This is a genomic window from Paraliomyxa miuraensis, assembly GCF_026337845.1.
In the GTDB taxonomy this organism is placed as follows: Bacteria; Myxococcota_A; Polyangia; order Nannocystales; family Nannocystaceae; genus Paraliomyxa; species Paraliomyxa miuraensis.
In genome coordinates, this window is sequence record NZ_JAOVZF010000148.1 from 1 (window position 1) to 20,224 (window position 20,224).

General features: G+C 69.5%; 17 protein-coding genes. 8 read left to right on the forward strand and 9 right to left on the reverse strand.

Going from position 1 to position 20,224, the window contains the following annotated elements:
* Positions 1-142: 142 nt before the first annotated feature.
* Positions 143-1,354 (forward strand): IS256 family transposase, encoded by a 1,212-nt coding sequence (locus OEB96_RS14640; protein WP_266216369.1) that lies wholly within the window; start codon positions 143-145, stop codon positions 1,352-1,354.
* On the opposite strand, the gene OEB96_RS14645 is transcribed toward OEB96_RS14640, so the two are convergent.
* A complete protein-coding gene (locus OEB96_RS14645; protein WP_266216371.1) occupies positions 1,311-2,099 on the reverse strand; it encodes a hypothetical protein in 789 nt (262 codons plus the stop codon). The genes OEB96_RS14640 and OEB96_RS14645 overlap by 44 nt on opposite strands.
* Before the next feature lie 470 nt (positions 2,100-2,569).
* Between OEB96_RS14645 and OEB96_RS14650 the strand changes: the two genes are divergently transcribed.
* The gene (locus OEB96_RS14650) at positions 2,570-3,442 is read left to right on the forward strand and encodes a hypothetical protein (RefSeq protein ID WP_266216373.1); all 873 of its coding nucleotides are present in this window, start codon (positions 2,570-2,572) and stop codon (positions 3,440-3,442) included.
* 283 nt (positions 3,443-3,725) lie between these two features.
* Here OEB96_RS14650 and OEB96_RS14655 read toward each other — a convergent pair whose 3' ends face one another.
* The 4 genes from OEB96_RS14655 to pyrC all read right to left on the reverse strand — a co-directional run bounded on the left by OEB96_RS14655 (position 3,726) and on the right by pyrC (position 7,187).
* Positions 3,726-4,079 carry a DUF2200 domain-containing protein gene (locus OEB96_RS14655; RefSeq protein WP_266216375.1) on the reverse strand — a complete coding sequence of 118 codons (354 nt, stop codon included), beginning with the start codon at positions 4,077-4,079 and terminating at the stop codon, positions 3,726-3,728.
* A gap of 211 nt (positions 4,080-4,290) precedes the next feature.
* On the reverse strand, positions 4,291-4,812 hold the full coding sequence (locus OEB96_RS14660; RefSeq protein ID WP_266216377.1) for a hypothetical protein: 522 nt from the start codon (positions 4,810-4,812) through the stop codon (positions 4,291-4,293).
* A 135-nt stretch (positions 4,813-4,947) separates the two neighbouring features.
* Positions 4,948-6,144 carry an RCC1 domain-containing protein gene (locus tag OEB96_RS14665; RefSeq protein ID WP_266216379.1) on the reverse strand — a complete coding sequence of 399 codons (1,197 nt, stop codon included), beginning with the start codon at positions 6,142-6,144 and terminating at the stop codon, positions 4,948-4,950.
* Positions 6,141-7,187 (reverse strand): dihydroorotase, encoded by a 1,047-nt coding sequence (pyrC, locus tag OEB96_RS14670; RefSeq protein WP_266216380.1) that lies wholly within the window; start codon positions 7,185-7,187, stop codon positions 6,141-6,143. The genes OEB96_RS14665 and pyrC overlap by 4 nt, the downstream gene beginning before the upstream one ends.
* Positions 7,188-7,317: 130 nt before the next feature.
* Here pyrC and OEB96_RS14675 point away from each other — a divergent pair, with 130 nt between their 5' ends.
* Both OEB96_RS14675 and OEB96_RS14680 read left to right on the forward strand, forming a co-directional pair.
* Positions 7,318-7,893 carry a hypothetical protein gene (locus OEB96_RS14675; RefSeq protein WP_266216382.1) on the forward strand — a complete coding sequence of 192 codons (576 nt, stop codon included), beginning with the start codon at positions 7,318-7,320 and terminating at the stop codon, positions 7,891-7,893.
* Between the two features lie 39 nt (positions 7,894-7,932).
* The gene (locus tag OEB96_RS14680; protein WP_266216384.1) at positions 7,933-8,991 is read left to right on the forward strand and encodes a S41 family peptidase; all 1,059 of its coding nucleotides are present in this window, start codon (positions 7,933-7,935) and stop codon (positions 8,989-8,991) included.
* A 9-nt stretch (positions 8,992-9,000) separates the two neighbouring features.
* Here the strand turns inward: OEB96_RS14680 and OEB96_RS14685 are convergent, their stop codons facing one another.
* Together OEB96_RS14685 and OEB96_RS14690 are read right to left on the reverse strand one after the other, a co-directional pair.
* Positions 9,001-9,228 (reverse strand): hypothetical protein, encoded by a 228-nt coding sequence (locus OEB96_RS14685; RefSeq protein ID WP_266216386.1) that lies wholly within the window; start codon positions 9,226-9,228, stop codon positions 9,001-9,003.
* Positions 9,229-9,248: 20 nt separating this feature from the next.
* Positions 9,249-9,737, reverse strand: coding sequence for a cupin domain-containing protein (locus OEB96_RS14690; RefSeq protein WP_266216387.1), 489 nt, complete (start codon positions 9,735-9,737; stop codon positions 9,249-9,251).
* Positions 9,738-9,873: 136 nt separating this feature from the next.
* Here OEB96_RS14690 and OEB96_RS14695 point away from each other — a divergent pair, with 136 nt between their 5' ends.
* The gene (locus OEB96_RS14695) at positions 9,874-10,797 is read left to right on the forward strand and encodes a hypothetical protein (protein WP_266216389.1); all 924 of its coding nucleotides are present in this window, start codon (positions 9,874-9,876) and stop codon (positions 10,795-10,797) included.
* A gap of 67 nt (positions 10,798-10,864) precedes the next feature.
* Positions 10,865-12,574 (forward strand): carboxylesterase family protein, encoded by a 1,710-nt coding sequence (locus OEB96_RS14700; protein WP_266216391.1) that lies wholly within the window; start codon positions 10,865-10,867, stop codon positions 12,572-12,574.
* Here the strand turns inward: OEB96_RS14700 and rtcA are convergent.
* Together rtcA and OEB96_RS14710 are read right to left on the reverse strand one after the other, a co-directional pair.
* A complete protein-coding gene (rtcA, locus tag OEB96_RS14705; protein ID WP_266216393.1) occupies positions 12,519-13,562 on the reverse strand; it encodes an RNA 3'-terminal phosphate cyclase in 1,044 nt (347 codons plus the stop codon). The two genes, OEB96_RS14700 and rtcA, sit on opposite strands and share 56 nt — an antisense overlap.
* 4 nt (positions 13,563-13,566) lie before the next feature.
* A complete protein-coding gene (locus tag OEB96_RS14710; protein WP_266216395.1) occupies positions 13,567-14,820 on the reverse strand; it encodes an RtcB family protein in 1,254 nt (417 codons plus the stop codon).
* Between the two features lie 165 nt (positions 14,821-14,985).
* On the opposite strand from OEB96_RS14710, the gene rtcR reads away from it, so the two are divergent.
* Positions 14,986-16,623: an RNA repair transcriptional activator RtcR gene (gene rtcR / locus OEB96_RS14715; RefSeq protein ID WP_266216397.1), complete on the forward strand. Its 1,638-nt coding sequence runs from the start codon at positions 14,986-14,988 to the stop codon at positions 16,621-16,623.
* A 159-nt stretch (positions 16,624-16,782) separates the two neighbouring features.
* Positions 16,783-20,091, forward strand: a complete 3,309-nt coding sequence (locus tag OEB96_RS14720; protein ID WP_266216399.1) for an ATP-binding protein — start codon at positions 16,783-16,785, stop codon at positions 20,089-20,091.
* The last annotated feature ends 133 nt before the right edge of the window (positions 20,092-20,224 follow it).

Sequence of the window (20,224 nt, forward strand, 5' to 3'; positions counted from 1 at the left end):
GTCGAGGTCCACAGGGTCACGAAAGAAGGTTTCGTGCTGCTACATGGCAATCCTCCTTCTCCAAGCTTCATGGCGCACTCAGAAATTCTGTGTGTGAGGGCTTCAGCCTGAAGATGGGCTCCAACCAGACGCAGGAGCAACCATGGAGACCGAAGCCATCGACAAGTTCATCACGGATCTGGATCTGAAGAAGGGCACGGAGCTGTTCGGCAGCAACGGCCTGGTGAAGTTGATAACCAAGCGGCTCGTAGAGCGCGTGCTGGAGGCCGAGCTCGAGGAGCACCTCGGCTACCCGAAGGGCGAGCGCGGCGAGGAGCCCCGAGCCAACCCTCGCAACGGGACGAGCCCCAAGCGGGTGAAGACCGACGACGGCGAGATCGAGCTGCAGGTGCCACGCGACCGCAACGGTACCTTCGAGCCGCAGCTGGTCAAGAAACGGCAGACCAGGCTCGACGGCTTCGACGACAAGGTCCTGTCGCTGTATGGCCGTGGGATGAGCACCCGCGAGATCCAGGGGCACCTGGCCGAGCTGTACGGCACCGAGGTCTCGCCCGACCTGATCTCCCGGGTCACCGACGTCGTCCTCGAGGACATCCAGACGTGGCGCAAGCGGCCTCTGGCGGCGGTCTGGCCGATCGTCTACCTCGATGCCCTGGTGGTCCGCATCCGCGACGGCGGCACCGTCCGGCGCAAGTCGGTCTACCTGGCGATCGGTGTCGGCCTGGAGGGCCGCAAGGAAGTCCTGGGCATGTGGCTCGAGGAGACCGAGGGCGCGAGGTTCTGGCTCAAGGTCATCACCGAGCTCAAGAACCGCGGGGTCGAGGACATCCTCATCGCTTGCGTGGACGGGCTCAAGGGCTTCCCCGAAGCACTCGAGAGTGTCTTCCCGATGACGACGGTGCAGACCTGCATCGTGCACATGATCCGAAACTCGACTCGACTAATTTCATGGAAGGACAGAAAACAAGTAGCCAGAGATCTCAAGCCGATCTACACTGCGGTCGATCGTGACGCTGCCGAGTCCGCCCTCGCGGATTTCGACAAGGCATGGGGCAAGCAGTACCCCGCTGTCACTCAGTCGTGGCGCTCGAGCTGGGAGCGAGTCGTTCCCTTCCTCGACTTCCCGCCCGACCTACGCCGCATCCTGTACACGACCAACGCGATCGAGTCGTTCAACGCCCGAGTCAGGAAACTGGTCAACGGCAAAGGACACTTCCCCACCGACGACGCTGCATTCAAGCTGATCTACCTCGCGGTCGTAGCTGCCGAGAAGCGCTGGACTCGTCCTCCGAAAGGCTGGAGTCGAGCCCTCAACCAGCTGGCGATCCACTTTGAAGGACGACTGCCCCTCTAAAAGGTGCGACTCCTTCATACACAAAAAATCTGACAAGCTCCTCGAGCGCAGGATCGCCCCATGCCTGCGGAACCGCATTCGTGACGCCCTGTGCCGCGTTTTGGGCCGATATCACACCGAAGTAGGCATTCGTCCCCGCTTGGCAATCGGCCCGCGCAATCTGCACGCCTCCTTGCTGGACTATGAACGGATCTGCATCCGGCCGGTCGTCCTCCCGCACGTGCACGAAGTTCGCCCCGCTGACGCGCTCCCACTCCGCCATCGTGGAATGGAGCGCCCGTATCATCTTGTGGTAGGCCACCTCGTTCTCCGCGTCCTCGCCGGGCATCCCGTTGATGCAGTACGACAGCTCGATCTTGCGCGACTCGCCCCACCGCTCGTGAATGTGCGGGTCCTGCGTGGTCGCACCGACCGCTCGGCCGGCCGCCGTCAGCGACGAGGGCGACGGGCCCCCGGCCTGGCTCGATGACGACTCGGCCTCGACCGCATCGCCGTGCATGTGCACGACGTGCTCCACCGTCCCCGGCTGCGAGGCCGCCACCGGCTCGTGGGGCGAGAACCCTGGAGGCATCCCGATCGCCTCGACACACCCCGGCCCGCCTGGCCCCGGATCCAAGCCATCGGGCATGTCTTCGTCCCCACCCGTGCCCGAACCCGTGGGCACGTCGTCACCCGGGCACGCCGACGCGAGCACCATGATCCCAATGCCCACCCCGAGCCCCTGAAACCCCATCCGGGCCGCCATCGAGTGACGAGCTAGGAAACTCCGCCGCCATGTCAATCACGACCATGCTCTTTTGCCGAGCTCGAGGTCGATTGGGATCAGGTGTTTGCAGACGTGTCGGATCAGCAGTGAGCCGTTCCCCCGACCGCACTGTCCCGCGTCAGCTCGCCTGAGAGGCGAGCAACCGACCTCGCCTCGCGGCACTTCCGCGGGCTCTCCGAACGCGACATCTGCGGCAAGTACATTCTGCCCGACAGATCCTCCACCGCCATCCTTCGACGCCCCGCGCTGCGGTCAAGCAACGGCTCCCCGACCGACCGCCCTGCTCGCCCCACGACCCCGATCACCAGCCTCCGCCTTTCCCCGACCACACTCCTCCGCACCCCCTCACCGTCCATCCCCCAACCGCCCACTCGCGATCCACCCAAATCGCCGCATCGGCCCACATTGGTGCTCGCCGTTCGACGCTCACCCCGTACGCTGCACCACCGATGACAGCCCCCACGTTCGAGACCTTCGATCCCTCCCCTTACCAGCGTGCTCCTCGAGGCAACGTTCGCAGCATGCTCGCCCTCGCCCGGGCTCTCGCCGAGCTCGCGCCGCGAGACGAGTCCGGGGTCATCGAGCGCACGGCCAACGCCCTCGTGCAGGTGATCGAGGACGCAGAGGAGGCCCTGACGATGCGGCGCCGGGAGTCGGTGCCCGTCGATCTCTCGTACGAGCTGGCCCTCGACGCCTGCACCGATGCCCTGTGGGCGGCCGTGCGCAATGGGCTCGAGGCCAAGGCCTCGTTCGCGCACGCGAGCCTGCCGGTCGTGCTGGCCAAGCACGGCAAGCGCCGCGCGGTGGCCATTGCGGTGCGCGAGGGCCAGGAGCAGGCCACGCGCGCACGAGCGCTGGCCATCCGGCTGTTCGGAAGCGAGGGGCTGACGTTCACCCAAAAAACCTACGCCGAGCAGGCCGAGAGCACGGCGGAGATCCTGCGGCTCATCGACCAGGACGGCCTCGCCGACGAGCTCGACGCGCTGCTCGGCCCGCAGCTGCTGGTGGCACTGCGTGCATGTCAGGTCGAGTACGAGGCGATGGTCGAGGACCGAATGTCCCGCGACGATCGCAAGTCCGCCGATCTGGCGCGCCTGCGTGGCAAGCTCCAGCGCGCCATCTCCCGCCACTGCAGCGCCGTGCTCACCCTGCTCGACGAGGACGAGCCCGAGACGCTCACGCAGGTCCTCGCCGCCCTGCGGCCGCTCGAAGTCCACCGGGCCCAGCTGGCCAGCTCGAGCCGACCGAGCCCGAGCGAAACCGCCGCCGAGGACGACCCAGGCGCACCGGCAGAGCCCGCCGTCGCCGAGGCCGTCGCCTGAGCCGGAACGACCGCCCGACCGCACCTGATGGGTATCGCGATACCCGATCCCGGGGTCCCGACCCCTACCCACCAGTATCGCGATACCCGACCCCGGGGCCCGACCCCGCTCCCCCCGTGTCGCGATACCCGACCCCGGGGTCCCGACCCCACCCCACCAGTATCGCGATACCCAACGACGGGGTCCCCACCCTACTCCGCCAGTATCGCAATACCCGACGACGGGGTCTCGACCCCACCCTGCCGACGTCGCTCGCCCCGCCGCCCCGTGAGCCCCACCGTGGCTACCGCCGAAGGATGCTCGTCATCTTCTTCCCCCTCGCCAGCTCGTCGATCAGCTTGTCGAGGTAGCGGATCTTCTGCATCAGCGGGTCGGCGACGTCTTCCACCCGCACGCCGCACACCACGCCCGTGATGAGCCCGACGTTCGGGTTCATCCGAGGCGCCTGGGCAAAGAACGTCTCGAAATCGATCTTGGCGTCGATCACATGCGCGAGTCGCTCGCCGCTGTAGCCCGTGAGCCACGTGATGATCTCGTCGACCTCTTCCTTCGTCCGCCCCTTCTTCTCTGCCTTCTGCACATAGAGCGGGTACACGCTCCCGAACGACATCGTGAAGACTCGCGGTTTCTTGTCCATGCTCGGCGAAGACGATAGCGGACGTCGCCACACTCCAACAAGACCGCGAGTCCCGACCTCGCTCCCGACCCCACCTCGGCCGCATCGCACCCCCCGTCCGACCGACCGACGATGACCGGCGGACGCGGTCACGTGGGACCTCGTGGATCGGGCGCAGGCGACAGCGAGGGGTTGCGCGCACAGTCTGCACGCCGAGCGCGTGCTGCCGACCTCAGCCTCCCACGTGCGGTGCCGCGAAGCGACGTCCCGGCGACGACGTGGGCAACCGCAGCCGCATGGCCCGATCCTCCGCCACCACTTCCGGCACCGCCGATCGCCACCCCTCGCCCGCGTGCACCACCGGCCGCGCGCGCACCACCGGTGCCTGCGCCCGCTCGAGCAACGTTCGCGCCTGCGGCAGCAGCGGCTGCAACGCCCGGCTCAGATCCCGCGCCCGTTCGAACCCTGGCTCGAGCAGCATCGCCACGCTGCCCCGCGCATTGCGAAACCGCAGCACTCGCCCTCCCCCCGGGTGCCCCCAGGCCGCGAACGCCTTGGCCACGAGCAGCTCGATCTCCGTGCAGGGATCGACCACCGTCACCGGCAGCCGGACCTCCACGAACGCACACAGCCGCTCTCCCCAGCCCAGCGCCGCCGCGCGGTCACCCACGCAGGCCCCCAGCTCGCGCCGGGCTGGCTCTTCGGCGGACGCCCCCCAGGGGCGATAGCACCGGCAGAAGACGAGCAGCTCCATGCTTCGATCGGGCTAACACCTCGCTGCTGGCCACCACAAGAAATCGACCAACCGCGCCGGTCTGCGTCCCCGCCCCTGAACGGCCTCGCAGCCCCGCGCCACCGTGACGCCGCGATCGAGCGCGACGCACTCGCCTCAGCGGGGCCCGTAGGGGCCCAGCGTGCCGAGCTCGGAGGACCCCACGCACAGCACCTCGCCGTTCTTGCGCAGCGCACAGGTGTGCCGCAGGCCCAGCGCGAGCGCGACGGCGTCGCCCATGCCTCGCACGGCGGTGGGCCGCGGCAGCGTGGGGATCGTGCTGCGCTGGCCGAGCTGCCCCGCCGCGTTGCTGCCCCAGCACAGGGCGCGGCCCGACTGGAGGCGGGCGCAGGTGTGCTCTCCGCCGCCCGCGAGCGCCACCACCGGCTCGCGCAGGCCGGGCACCTCGACCGGCGTGCCGCGCTTGCGATCGCGGCCCGCGTTCTCGCCCAGCTGCGCGCTCGCGTTGCTGCCCCAGCACCACACCCCGCCGCTGCGCAGGCGGGCACACACGTGGTGGTGGCCGGAGGCGAGGTCGACGACGTCCTCGATGGTGGCCACCACCACCGGCTTGATGCGGCTGCCCGACTTGCCGTCGCCGAGCTGTCCCTCGGTGTTGCGACCCCAGCACTTGACCCGCCCCGCGGCCTCGAGCGCGCACACGTGGGCGGCACCGGAGGCGATGCGGGTGCTCGGGCCGAGCTGCTCGATGGGGACGGGCCGACCGAACGCAGGCTTGGCATCGCTGCCGATCTGGCCGTTGCGCGCGTCGCCCCAGCACTGCACGGTGCCGCCCTGCTCGAGCGCGCACGCGTGGTACTCGCCCGCGGTGAGCTGGATCGCCGGGCGCAGACCCGTCACGGCCGTCGGTCGCAGCGAGAGCACCCCCGGCTTGGTGCCCCGACCACCACCGAGCTGGCCGAATTCATCGTTGCCCCAGCAGATCACGCCGCCGGCCTGGCGACGCGCGCAGGAGAAGTCCGTGCCCACCGCCAGCTCGACGGCATCGGCGAGGCCCTCGACCTTCACCAGGCGCGACGAGCTCTCGCGGGTGCCGTTGCCGAGCTGGCCATGACCGTTGTTGCCCCAGCACAGCACCGTGCCCGATTGCCGACGCGCGCAGGTATGCTGCCAGCCCGACGCGAGCTCGACGAAGGGATCGCTGGGCCCGGCCGGCGCGGTCGGCCCGGGCACGGGTCGCGGAGACGGGGCGGTCGGCGAGACGGTGGGGGACGAGGGCCCCGACGACTGCCAGCAGCTCGCCACCAACGCGAGCACCGGCAAGAACGCCCGCCCACGGCGCACCGCGATCATGGTGCCGACTCCACGCGCCAGGCCACCGTGCCGCCCGCACGCAGCGGGACCACGTGGCCCTCGCCAAAGGGGTAGCTCGCCGACACGCTCCACGGCTCGCGACGCAGGGTCACCGTCTCGGTCGCCACCGGCAGGCGATAGAAGGCCGGGCCGTGCCGGCTGGCAAAGCCCTCGAGCGCATGCAGGGCCCCGGCCTCCTCGAACGCCTCGGCGTAGAGCGGCAGCGCCAGCGGAGCGGAGAAGATCCCCGCGCAGCCGCAGGCCGCATGCTTGGTGCCCACCTCGTGCGGCGCGCTGTCGGTGCCGAGGAAGAGCTTGGGCGAGCCCGAGGCCACCGCGCGCAGCAGCGCCTCGCGGTGACGCCGACGCTTGAGCACGGGCAGGCACCAGTGGTGCGGCCGGATGCCCCCGTCGAACAGCGCGTTGCGGTCGAGCAGCAGGTGCTGCGGGGTGATCGTGGCGGCCACCGTCGGCGGCGCCCCCAGCACGAACTCCACCGCGTCGGCGGTGGTGATGTGCTCGAGCACGACGCGCAGCCTCGGGAACCGCTCGCACAGCGGCGCCAGCTGCCGCTCGACGAACACGGCCTCGCGATCGAACACGTCGATGCCGGGCTCGATGCTCTCGCCATGGACGAGCAGCGGCAGGTCGTGCTCCTCCATCGCCGCGAGCACGGCCTCGATGCCGCCGAGGTCGGCCACCCCCGCATCGGAATTGGTGGTGGCGCCCGCCGGGTAGAGCTTGATCCCGTGCACATGGGGACTCGCCGCCGCGCGGGCGACCTCCTCGGCCGTGGTGCGGGGAGTGAGGTAGAGCGTCATCAACGGCTCGAAGCGCGATCCCGCCGGCAGCGCCTCGAGGATCCGCGCGCGGTAGGCTTCGGCCTGGGCCACCGTCTCGACCGGCGGCCGCAGGTTGGGCATGACGATCGCGCGCCCGAACACGGCCGCGGTGTGGCCGACCACCGCGCGCATGGGTGCACCATCGCGCAGGTGCAGGTGCCAGTCGTCGGGGCGAGGAATGGTGAGCGCGGCGGTGGCCATGGAACGCACCGCATCGTAGCGATCGCGTCCCGCCGCTCGCAAATGCGACGTGGTCTCGCCCCGCGGCGCCCACCACGAGCCCGCCGCGGATGGGGTGACCGCCGGGGCTCGCTCGTGTGACGCTCGGACCATGGATCTCCGCCAGACCCTGCGAACCCCCGGCCGCCTGTCCGCCAACCCGCACCGCTACGACTACCTGCACTTCATCGAGATCCACGACGACGGAACGGTGGAGATGCTCGCGGGCGGAGGCCAGGCGCTTCGACGTCGGATCATCGGACGGCTCGACGTGCTCGAGGCCACCGACGATCGCGCCCGGGTTCGCTTCTCCGAGCTGCTGGACACCGACCCCTACGAACGAAGCCCCGAGCGCAAGCCCCTCGACGACCTCGAGCTCGACGTGATCGTCGAGCTGGGCCCCTTTGCGCTGCCCTGTGAGGTGGTGTGGAACGTGAAGGAACACGAGCGCCCGTGGCTGCTGTTCGAGCATCGGCTCGCGTTCGCCCAGGATCCGCTGGCCGGGGGCCAGCCCCAGCTGCCGGACTGGCCCCCCGAGGTGCTCGAGCAGAACCCCGAGGTGCGCGAGCTCTACGACCACATGTTCCGCTCGGCCGAGGCCTCGCGGCGCTACTACCTCGGCGGCAAGGAGCTGCCACAGCGCGAGCTCATGGCCATGGGGCTGCCGTCACGAGCATTCGAGAAATGATCCGAATCCACCGGCGCGTGATGCGGGTCAGAGGGCCCGATGACGCTCCGCGCCCGTCTACTCGGTCTAGCCCTCGTCGCCGCCTGTGGCCCCTCCAAGGGGACGTCGACCCCCCCGCCCCCCCTCGAGACCACGGCTGCCGACACCGCCCAGGCCAGCGAGGCCGAGTCGCCGAGCGCGGACCCCCCTGCGCTCGATGATGCCGCTCGCCACGCGACGGTCGAGGGCGTCGCCAATGCGCTCGAGGACTACGTGTTCGCCGACGTGGCGGCCGCGATGCAGGCCCGCATCCGGGCCGAGCGCGACGCGGGCCACTACGACGCGCTGACCGACGGCAAGCAGCTCGCAAGCCGGCTCACCGACGACCTGCGCGACGTCAGCCACGACAAGCACCTGGGCATCCACTACTCCGTCGAGGTGCTCCCGCCCGAGCCGGAGAGCGACCAGCCCACCCCCGAGCAGATCGAGCAGTATCGGGCCGAGGTCACGCGCGAGGGCTACGGCATCGCGAGCGTCGAGGTCCTCGAGGGCAACATCGGCTACGTCGACGTGCGGCTGTTCCACCCCGTCGAGCTGGTCGAGGACGGGATCACCGAGGCCATGACCAAGGTCGCCGACACCAAGGCGCTGATCGTCGACCTGCGCCACAACCATGGCGGCGATCCGGCCACGGTGGCGTTCATGTGCAGCTACCTGTTCGGCAAGAAGAAGGTGCACCTGAACGACCTCTACTACCGCCACCGCAACGAGACGACCGAGTACTGGACCAACCCCTCCGTCCCCGGCAAGCACTTCGGCAAGGACAAGCCGGTGTACGTGCTCATCAGCGGCGAGACGTTCTCGGGCGGCGAGGAGTTCGCCAACAACCTGCGCGAGCTGAAGCGTGCCACGCTGATCGGCGAGACCACCGGCGGCGGCGCGCACCCCGTGGACGGCACGCGCGTCGACGACCACTTCGTGGCCATCGTGCCGGTGGGGCGAGCGATCAACCCGATCACCAAGACCAACTGGGAGGGCACGGGCGTGCAGCCGCACGTGGCCGTGCCCGCCAGCGAAGCGCTCGACCGCGCCAAGGAGCTGATCGCGGCCAAGCGGTAGCGGGCGAGCTCAGCCGCACTTGCTCTCGCACCCGTCGAGGCACTCGAGGTACTCGTCGTTGCCCCACGCGTTGGGGTCGTAGCCGCACACGTCTTCTTCGCAGCGCTTCATGCACTCCTCGGGGTTGCGGCTGCCCTTGCCCTTGCCAGCGCAGGCCGGAGCCAGCGCCAGCACGAAGCCGGCGAGCAGGCCGAGACCAGCCATCACCGCGGGGTGTCGCATCGAGTGCCTTGCCATGCGCGCAATCGTAGCAGGCATCAGTCGTCCTCGATCACTCCGGCCACGACCGCCGCTCCGTCGCGCTCGGGGTCGTCCACGGCCACGATCTCGAGCTCGGACTCGCCTCCGCTCTCGGGCTCGCCCGTGGCGTCTTCCGCCTCGACCACCGCCTCGTCCTCGGAGCGATCGCGCGTGGCCTTGATGATGAGGTAGCGCAACTCCTTGTCCGGCGCCTCGTTGGTCAGCTCGAGCGCCGAGCCGAGCGGCAGGTACACCACCGCACCGGGCCCGAACGGCTGCGGCTTGCCGTCGACCCGCGCCTCGCCGTAGCCGGTCAGGCCCACCACGATCTCGTCGTACTCCTGCTGCACGTGGCGCCCCACGTGGCCCTTCTCCTCGAGCACGCACGAGAGCACCGCGGTGAAGGGCGGAGCCGCGCGTCCCCGCAGCAGGTCCCACACCAACACGCGGCCATGGCCACCGAAGAGGGACTCGCGAACGAAGGGGGGACCGTGGCCGATCTGCATGGAGATCGATCAATACCAAACCCACGGCGCGCCGGCGCGGTAGACTCCCGGGCGCCCCATGGTCCTCGTGCTCACCAACCACGGCCAGCGATCGTTGGCCCATCGAAGCCAGCCCCGGATCCATGCTCGTCTGCATGTGTCCGTCTCCCTCGCGCTCGCCCTGCTCGCCGGCTGCCAGGGCAACCCCGTGCAAGGCGACGCCACCCAGGGCTCGAGCACCGACCCGAGCCCCACGAGCACGACCGATCCGCCCGTGACCGATCCGCCCCCCACCAGCACGACGGCCCCCACCTCGACCGGCGAGTTCCCCCAGGACACCGGCTCGAGCACGATCGAGGGCACGGACTCCAGCACGGTGGGAGCCACGCTCGACACCGGCTCGAGCGGCACCGACGGCACCGAGACCAACGGGCCCGACGAGTGCGGCTTCGTCGAGTCGTTCGATGGCCTCCCGAACGGCAGCGCCTGGCCTGCGCCATGGACCTCGGTGGGCGGCGTGCTGCTCGCCGACGTACAGGGCGGCCGTGGCCGCTTGCTGCCCGTCACCTCCGACTACTCGCTGGCGCGCATGTTCGCGCCGCTGGCGTGTGCCGACGTCGAGGGCACGTTCACGTTCGAGATGTCCGATCCCCAGACCCAGGGTGTGGGCTTCTACCTGCGCCAGAACGCCGGGTTCCTCACCGACACCGCGCCTCCGGGCGAGGGCTATGCCTCGTTCTCACAGGCGTTCACGCCTCCCCACGGGATCAGCGTGTGGCGCGAGGTCGACGGTGAGGAGATGATCCTGTCCCAGTATGCGCCAAACCCGATCGCGGCCGGCATGGTGTATGCCGTGCGGTTTAGGGTCACCCAGCTCGATGCCACGACCACCCGGCTCCAGACCCGCATCTGGCCGGCGGGAAGCGCCGAGCCCGGCAGCTGGGACGTCGACGTCACCGACGACACTCCGAGTCTCCAGGACCAGCCAGGAGGGCTGGCGATCGACGCGTGGTCGCAGCACATCGCCGGAATCCCTTCGGATCTGTTCGTCGACGACATCGTCGTGACCTCCGCTCCCTAGACCAAGGGCCCGGTGCCACGCGCGGGAATGCCCCCTCGTCTCGTCGCAGACCTGATATCTTCGGGCCATGATGCGCCGACGCTCCAGGACGGGATGGTTGGGATGGTTGGGATGGTCGGGGTGGCTCGGAGCCGCCGCAGCGACCGCGATGCTCGGGCCCACGCCGGCCCACGCCGTGATCCCCTACGACGCCCAGCTCACCCCTGGCGCGCTGCGGGGCATCGCCCACACACCCGGTGATCCGTGGATCTACGGCTACTGGGAGTACCTACCGGCGGCGTTCAACCCGGCGGCCGGACAGGAGTGGCCGCTGGTCGTGTTCCTGCCCGGCATCGGCGAGTACGACGACGTCTCGTCGTGCCCCGGAGGCGTCGACGTGTGCACCGCCGGGGCCTGCGGCAACGATGGTCTGTGTCGCAACCTCACCTGGGGCCCCCAGCAGCTGATCCGCAACGGGGACTGGGACGACGTCCTGCGCCCGTTCATCGTGATCTCGCCGCAGCACCCGGTGCCGCCGGGCTCGCAGACGCCCTGGAACATCGCCACGCTCGACGACTTCATCCAGTTCATCGTCGACGAGTACCCGGTGGATCCACGGCGGCTCTACCTCATCGGGATGAGCCAGGGTGGACGCGCGGTGCTCCAGTACACGCGGGACAACCCGCGTCGGTTCGCCGCGGTGGCGCCCACCCCGGGCGGAGCGGTCGAGGAGTCCGACACCTCCTGCTACTTCCAGGACACCGCGCTGTGGGTGTTCCACGGCGAGGACGATGCCGACGGCAACCTGGGGCCCGGCGTGTTCGCCCCCTGCAACATGGTCGGCGTGGCGTACCAGTACGATCACCCCGACGTCTACGTCGGATCGGCACAGTGCCAGTCGATCGTCGGTCAGCCACGGCCTCCCGGGCGCTTGACCATGTACCACAACGTGGCGCACTTCTCGTGGATCCAGACCGTCGACCCCATCGGCTCGGGCTTCCCCGCGAGCGAGTGGCTCGCCGACGAGGGCTGCGGCGTCCCGGCGACGTTTCGAGCGTACAGCGCGGCGCTCGATCCCGACGGCGTGTACTCGTGGTTCCTGTCGCTCGACCGTCCCGACGTGGCGGCGCCGGACGACCTCGTGGTCGACCAGCCGTCGACGTCGCTGATGGCCGTCATCACCGACGACGACACGGTGACGATCGAGTGGACGCAGACGAGCGGCCCGGCGGTGACGCTGAACGACACCGACACGGACACGCTCGACGTGTCCGACATGGTGCCGAGCGAGCAGTACGGGTTCCAGATCTACGTGGTCGATGCCGACGGCCAGTGGGATCTCGACGACGTCATCGTCACCACCGCCGACGAGTTCCCCCCGGCGGGCAGCACCGGCGACAGCGGCAGCAGCAGCGACGGGAGCACCAGCAATGGCGTCGGCGACACCACGAGCGCGATGGGCAGCACGAGCGGAGTGGGCTCGACCACCACGCCCGGCGACCCCAACAGCACCACCGGTGATGTCCTCGACGACACCGCCGGCCCGATCTCGACCTCCGGTGGGGGCAGCTCCGGCGTCGGCCCGGGCCCGGGCTCCTCGGACGACACCAGCGGCGCCCAGACCGATCCCGACCCCGGGTCCGGGTGTGGATGTCGAGCCGAGCGGCCCCGGGGCCACGACCTCGCTCCGTGGGGCGCCTGGGCCATGGTGGTGCTGGCCGCCGTCCGCCGACGCCAGCGGCTCACCGCGGCCCGACGTCCACGCGCCACGCCCCGCCACCCTCGTCGTGCAGGGTGATCGAGACCGGCAGCCACCGCTGCACGAGCTCCGCGTTGGTCCGCGTGTGGAGTGAGGGCTCCATCGTCCGAAAGCTCCCGCCGCCGGCCAGCGCCAGCGGAACGAGCAACTGATCGGCGAGGTGCTCGCACACGGGAACGCCGGCCGCGATGAAGCGCTCGGCCTCCTCCACCGTGCGCACCGCCACCTCCTCGGCCGACACGCCCTTCTCGCCGAAGCCCGTGACCAAGGTGGTGCCCCCGTCGTGCCGCAGCTCGAGCATGAGCACGTTGCCGGGACCCAGGCTGCTCACGCGCTCGGTCTTCAACCACTGTCGCGACCAGCCCAGGCGCGCATGCACCACCTCGAGCTCGCGACGGGCGATCGAGACCGGCAAGCTCGAGACCTGCGCGCGTGCGAAGGTCTCGGCGATCGCTCCCCGCTGCAGGCGCTCGAGCGGTCGCAGCGGGTGCCCGCCGTCGATCTCGACCACCAGCTCGCCCCCGCCCGCCGGGTAGAACCCCGCCCGCCGCAGCTCCACCTGCACGTGCGCGCCCATGGCGTGCAAGAGCGGCAGCAGGCAGCGCTCCACGAAGTCGAACGGCGGCGCCATCGGGTTGTGGGTGCCACCCTCGAGCGTCAAGCGGGAGCGCCCCGGCGCGAGCAGCAGCGGCCACAGCACCGTCTGCAGCACCAGCATGGTGCTGCCCGCGCTGCCCACCGCGAACCCGTAGTCACCCGCCCGCACCGGGCCCGGCGCGAACCGGAGCTCGGGCGAGCGGAGCGCGTCACCCTCGACCGTCGCCCCGCTGACCTCGGCCGCCGCTCGCACGGCGGTCAGGTGCTGCCGCAAGAGCCCCGGCTTGCGCCGTCGGGCGCGAATGCGGTGGATGTGAAACGGTCGCCCGGTGACGAGCGAGAGGGCGAGGGAGGAGCGGAGCACCTGACCTCCCCCCTCGCCCTGGGCACCGTCGACCGTCAGGGGCTCGCGATCCTCGTGCCCGTCCATCGCGCTACCCCTTCACGCACACGACCTGTCGCAAGGTGTGCACCACCTCGACCAGGTCGGCCTGCGCGGCCATCACGTCATCGATGCTCTTGTAGGCGCCGGGGGTCTCGTCGATCACCGACTCGTCCTTGCGGCACTCGATGCCCTCGGTGGCCTTGATGTGGTCCTCGACCGTGAAGCGCTTCTTGGCCTCGGTGCGCGACATGCTGCGCCCCGCGCCGTGGCTGCACGAGCAGAAGCTCTCGGGGTTGCCCTTGCCGCGCACGATGTACGAGCGGGTTCCCATGCTGCCCGGGATGATCCCCAGCTCGTCCTTCCCCGCTCGAACCGCGCCCTTGCGGGTCACCCACACGTCGGCCCCGTAGTGACGCTCGCGGGCCACGTAGTTGTGGTGGCAGTTCACCGCCGAGATCCCCGCCGTGAACGGAGGCAGGTCGCGGACCTGCTGCAGTGCCCGCAGCACGGCCTCCATCATCAGCTCGCGGTTGATCCGCGCGAAGTCCTGGGCCCAGGTGACCGCCTCGCAGTAGTCCGCGAAGTGCTCGGTCCCCTCGGGGAAGTAGGCCAGGTTGACGTCGGGCAGGTTGATGAACCAGCGCTTCATGTCCTCCTTGGCCAGCGCGATGAAGTAGCTGCCGATGCGGTTGCCCACCCCGCGCGAGCCGCTGTGCAGCATCACCCACACGCGGTCCTGCTCGTCGAGGCACAGCTCGATGAAGTGGTTGCCGGTCCCGAGGGTCCCGAGGTGAGCGACGTTGTTGCTCCGAGCGATCGCGGGGTGCTTGTCGGCGATCACGTCGAAGCGCGCCGACAACTGCTGGGTCCACGCCTCGCCGACCACCGACGGCGGGACTCCCCAGGCTCCCCTATCATGACCACGGCCGCGCCGGCTCACGTGGCTGCTGCGCCCGTGGGGCACGGCCGCCTCGATCGCCGCGCGCACGTGACCGAGCCCGTCGGGCAGGTGCTCGGCGCGGAGCGAGGTCTGCACCGCCATCATCCCGCAGCCGAGGTCCACGCCCACCGCCGCGGGGATCACCGCCCCCTTGGTGGGGATCACGCTACCGACGGTCGCGCCCACGCCCACGTGCACGTCGGGCATCGCGGCCACCCAGCGGTGGATGAAGGGCAGCTTGGCCACGTTCGAGAGCTGCCGCAGCGCCGCATCCTCCACCGGCACCCCGCGGGTCCAGTGCTTGACGGGAACGCCCCCGTCCTCGTTGGTCACCTGGTAGAGGTTGGGATCGAGCGTGGTCATGGTCGTGGTCTCCATCATCGGCTCCTTCGGTCCGTGGGACGAGCCCGGAATGAGCAGGTGGCGTTCCAGCACGGAACCACAGTGATTTCGGGCCCTTGGGGGCATCACCCGGGCTCGGTCGTATCCATGTGACGCGCTGATTTATCCATACTGATAAGCTTGGCCATGGCCCGTACGCGCGAGCCCAAGCCCGTCGTGGTCCTCGGTCTGGTCGGCTCGACCCTCGACGCCGGCGTCGGGCCCAAGCGCTGGGGGCGATGGCGCCCCACCGTGGATCTGTGCCGCCACGAGGACCTGCTGGTCAGCCGCTTCGAACTGCTGCACCAGCCTCACTGGACCGACCTCGCCCGCACCCTCGCCGAGGACATCGTCCAGGTCTCGCCCGAGACCGAGGTGCGCCCGAGCGTCATCGAGATGAAGGACCCCTGGGACTTCGAGGAGGTCTACGCCGCTCTGCTCGACTTCGTTCGGGCCCAGCGCTTTCGCCCCGAGGCCGAGGACTACCTCGTGCACATCACCACGGGCACTCACGTGGCGCAGATCTGCTGGTTCCTGCTCACCGAGTCGCGCGAGCTGCCCGCGCGCCTCTTGCAGACCTCGCCCCCGGGCGGGCGCACCAAGGGCGGGGATCCGGGTCTTCACCGCATCATCGACCTCGATCTCTCCAAGTACGATCAGATCGCCTCGCGCTTTCGGCAGGATCAGCGCGAGGGCCTGTCGTTCCTCAAGGCGGGCATCGACACCAAGAACCGGGCGTTCAACGAGCTCATCGCGCGCGTGGAGCAGGTGGCGATCCGCTCGCGCTCGCCGGTGCTGCTGACCGGGCCCACCGGCGCGGGCAAGACCCGGCTGGCGCGGCGGATCTACGAGCTCAAGCGCCAGCGCAAGCAGGTCTCGAGCACCGGCCGCTTCATGGAGATCAACTGCGCCACCCTGCGCGGCGACCAGGCCATGTCGATGCTGTTCGGCCACGCCAAGGGCGCGTTCACGGGCGCGGTCAAGGACCGCCCGGGGGTGCTCGCGAGTGCCAACGGCGGGGTGCTGTTCCTCGACGAGATCGGAGAGCTCGGGCTCGACGAGCAGGCCATGCTGCTGCGCGCGATCGAGGACAAGCGCTTCTTGCCGGTGGGCAGCGACCACGAGGTGGAGAGCGACTTCCAGCTGATCGCGGGCACCAACCGCGATCTCGGCCGGCGTGTCCGCGAGGGCCGCTTTCGCGAGGATCTGCTGGCGCGGATCGATCTGTGGACCTTCGAGCTGCCCGGGCTGCGCGAGCGACCCGAGGACATCCCGCCCAACCTCGAGTACGAGCTGCAGCGCTACGCCGCCCGCGAGAACGCCCGCGTGACCTTCAGCCGCGAGGCTCAGACGGCGTTCCTGCGCTTTGCCACCTCGCCCGCGGCCACCTGGGCGGGGAACTTCCGCGACTTCTCGGCCGCAGTCGAGCGCATGGCCACGCTGGCGCCCGGCGGTCGCATCACGGCCAAGGGGGTCGCGGAGGAGACCGAGCGACTGCGTCGCGCCTGGGGCCGCGGCGAGGACGTCGATCTGGATCGCGGCCTCATCGTGAGCGTGCTCGGCGAGCAGGCCTACGAGGATCTCGACCTGTTCGACCGGGTGCAGCTGGCCGCGGTGCTGCGGGTCTGCAAGGGCAGCCGCAGCCTCAGCGAGGCCGGGCGTACGCTGTTCGCCGCGTCGCGACGCGCTCGAACCTCGGTCAACGATGCGGATCGCCTGCGCAAGTACCTGGCCAAGCACGGGCTGCACTGGCAGGACCTCCACGGGGACGGCGCGGCGAGCTGAGTCGGCGCAAGGCGAACCCGGACCCGGATCATGGGCCGGCCATCTCTTGCCGACCTCGAGCAACGTGGCGAGGTCGGCGATGCGCTGGAAACGAGGTGGCGTCTGCATGCTCGCGGAAGCACTGGCATCCTCGATGCGACGGGGTATGAGGAGGATCGAGTGGATTCCGAGACGAGCACCGAGCGCAGCCCGCGAATGAAGGACCCCGCTTCGACCCTCTTTGCTGGACCAGGACCGGTCAGGGCTGCCTGCCGCGAGATCGACTGGACGCGAACGCCTCTGGGCGCGGTGGATCGCTGGCCCGCGAGCCTGCAGACGGCGGTACGGCTGTGCCTCGATTCACCGACCGCGATGTGCGTGTGGGCCGGGCCCGAGCTGGTGCTCATCTTCAACGAGGGCTATTCGCGCACGCTTGGCCCGGACCGACATCCCTGGGCGCTCGGTCGCCCGGGCCGGGAGGTCTGGAACGCGTTCTGGGACTGGCTGGGGCCGGTGCTCGAGGGCGTCATCCAGCGAGGGAAGCCCTTCTACCACGAGGACCACAGGGTGGTGATCCATCGTGGAGGCAAGGCCGCCGAGGCGTGCTTCACCTACTCCCACACGCCCATCCGGGAGCCGGATGGCCGCATCGTCGGCTCGCTCAACGTCGTTCAGGAGACCACGGAGCGAGTCGGCCTCGAGGACGCCCTGCGCCAGAGCGAGGAGCGCCAGGCCTTCCTGCTCGAGCTCAGCGATGCTCTCAGGCCGCTCGGCGATCCGGCCGAGATCCAGAACGTGGCCATGCGCGTGCTCGGGCGACGTCTCGGCATCGCCCGTGCGCACTACTACGAGGCCGATCCAAGCGGGCAGTACGTCGAGTCGTTGGGTGGCCATGCGGACGGCACGCCGCCGGCGGTCGGGCGCTTCCGGCTGGATGACTTCGGAACCCATCTCGCCAAGACCTATCGCGTCGGGCGCACGATGGTGGTCCACGACATCGGTGCCGACCACCGCTTGAACGAGGCCGAGCGACGGGCCTACGAGCCGTTCACCACGCGCGCCTTCGTGGGCGTTCCGCTCGTCAAGAACGGGCAGTTGGTGGTCGTGCTCGTGGTCGATCACGACCGCCCGCGCGAGTGGTCGAGCGAGGACGTCGCGCTCATCGAAGAGGTCGCGGATCGCACGTGGGCGGCGGTCGAGCGGGCGCGCGCCGAGGCGGCGCTGCGTGAGAGCGAGCAACGCTTTCGCGCCCTCACCGCGGCCACCAGCGACGTGATCTATCAAATGAGCCCCGACTGGACGGTGATGCGGCAGCTCGAGGGGCGCCAGTTCATCCCCGACACCCGCAAGCCCCGCCAGAGCTGGCTGCAGACCTACATCCCCAAGCCCGCACAGCCCCGGGTCACCCAGTCGATCGACCAGGCGATCGAGACCTGCTCGGTGTTCGAACTCGAGCACCGCGTGGTTCGGGTCGACGGTACGGTCGGCTGGACCCACTCCCGCGCGATCCCCATCGTCGACGACGGCGGCGAGATCACCGCGTGGTTCGGTGCCGCCAGCGACATCACGGACCGCAAGCAGGCCGAGCAAGACCTCGCCAAGGCGAAGGAGTACGCCGAGCGCATCGTCGAGACCCTGCACGAGCCGCTGCTGGTGCTCCACGCGGACCTGACGGTCAAGAGCGCCAATCCGGCGTTCTTCGAGCACTTCGCGGTGGCGCCACTGGAAACGATCGGCTGCAAGATCTACGACCTCGGCAACGGGCAATGGAACATCTCCGCCCTGCGGAAGCTGCTCGAGGACGTGCCCGACAGCAACGCCTTCCACGACTTCGAGGTTCGACACGACTTCGAGAGCATCGGCGAGCGGATCATGCTGCTCAACGCGCGCAAGCTCGACGACGCGCAGATCCTCCTGGGCATCCGCGACATCACGGCACACCAGACGGCCGTCGAGAAGCTTCGCCAGAGTGAAGAAAAGTACCGCTCGCTGTTCGAGTCCATCGACGAGGGCTTCTGCATCATCGAGGTGCTGTTCGACGAGCGCGACGAGCCGGTCGACTATCTCTTCCTCGAGGTCAACCCGGCGTTCGAGCGACACACCGGCTTGGTCGACGCCGCCGACAAGCGCATGCGCCAACTCGCTCCCGGGCACGAAGAGCACTGGTTCGAGACCTACGGCCGCATCGTCCTGACCGGTGAGCCGAGGCGCTTCGAGAGTCGCGCCGCGGAGCTCCAGCGCTGGTACGACGTCTACGCATGGCGTCATGGTCCGCCACGAGGCCGCCAGGTCGCCATCCTCTTCGCCGACATCACCGAGCGCAAGGAGACCGAGCTTGCGCTCGCAGAGGCCAACGAGCGGCTGCTCGAGTCGGACCGGCGCAAGGACGAGTTCCTCGCCATGCTGGGGCACGAGCTACGGAACCCGCTCGCCGCCATTCGCAACGCCGCGGAGGTCGTCAAGAGCGTCGCCCCCGGGGACGGCCTGCTGCAGCGGGCGCAGGGGGTGCTGGAGCGACAGTCCGTGCACATGACGCGGCTCATCGATGGCCTGCTCGAGGTCTCCCGCATCGCACGTGGCAAGATCCGGCTGGAACGAGAGACGCTCGACCTGCGCGACGTCGTGAACACCGTCCTGCAGGATCGACACCCCGAGGCAGCAGCCCGCGGTCTGGCGCTGCTCCAGGACCCGCCCCCCGAACCGGTGTGGATCTACGCGGATCAGGTTCGCATGGTGCAGGTCATCGACAACCTGGTTGGAAACTCCATCAAGTTCACCAACGCCGGGGACAGCATCCGCGTGCTGCTTCGGATCGATGGCGACCGTGCCGACCTCCGCATCCGCGACAGCGGGGTCGGCATCCGGCCGGAGATGATCGAGAGCCTGTTCGAGCCCTTCCAGCAGGAGAGCCAAGAGATCGCGCGCTCTGCCGGTGGCCTCGGCCTCGGCCTGGCTCTGGCCAAGGGCCTCGTCGAGCTCCACGACGGCACCATCGAGGCACACAGCGAAGGCCTGGGGTTGGGCGCAGAGTTTCGGGTTCGGTTGCCGCTGACCACCTCACCTGCAAGGGGAGACCGAATGGAGACCGCCGAGGTCACCTCTCACCGCATCCTCGTCGTGGAGGACAACACCGACACGGGCCAGTCGCTGCGCGACCTGCTGGAGATGCTCGGCCACCGCGTCGAGGTGGTGGAGACCGGCTCCGATGCGCTGCGAGCCCTCTCCCAGCGAGGAGCCGACGTCGTCCTGTGCGACCTCGGCTTGCCCGGCATGAGCGGCTTCGACGTCGCGCGAGCGATCCGCAGCCACCCTTCACTGGGCGAGACACCCGTCGTTGCCTTGACCGGGTATGGCCAGCCCGAGGATCGAAGGAAGACGAAGGAAGCGGGCTTCGACGCTCACCTGGTCAAGCCGGTGGACATCGACGCGCTGAACGAGACGCTGCGCAGCCTCTGCGCCATCGATATCGATATCGATAGCGTTGGATAGAATCGCGGCATGGCCGAGAGTCTCTCGACCGGGGCTCCTCTTCCACTACATGCCCGATATCATGGAGCTTTCTCGGAGGGGTGGGACGATTGCCCGGCGCTGGCCCGCATCGTGCTCTTCCAGGGGCCATCGG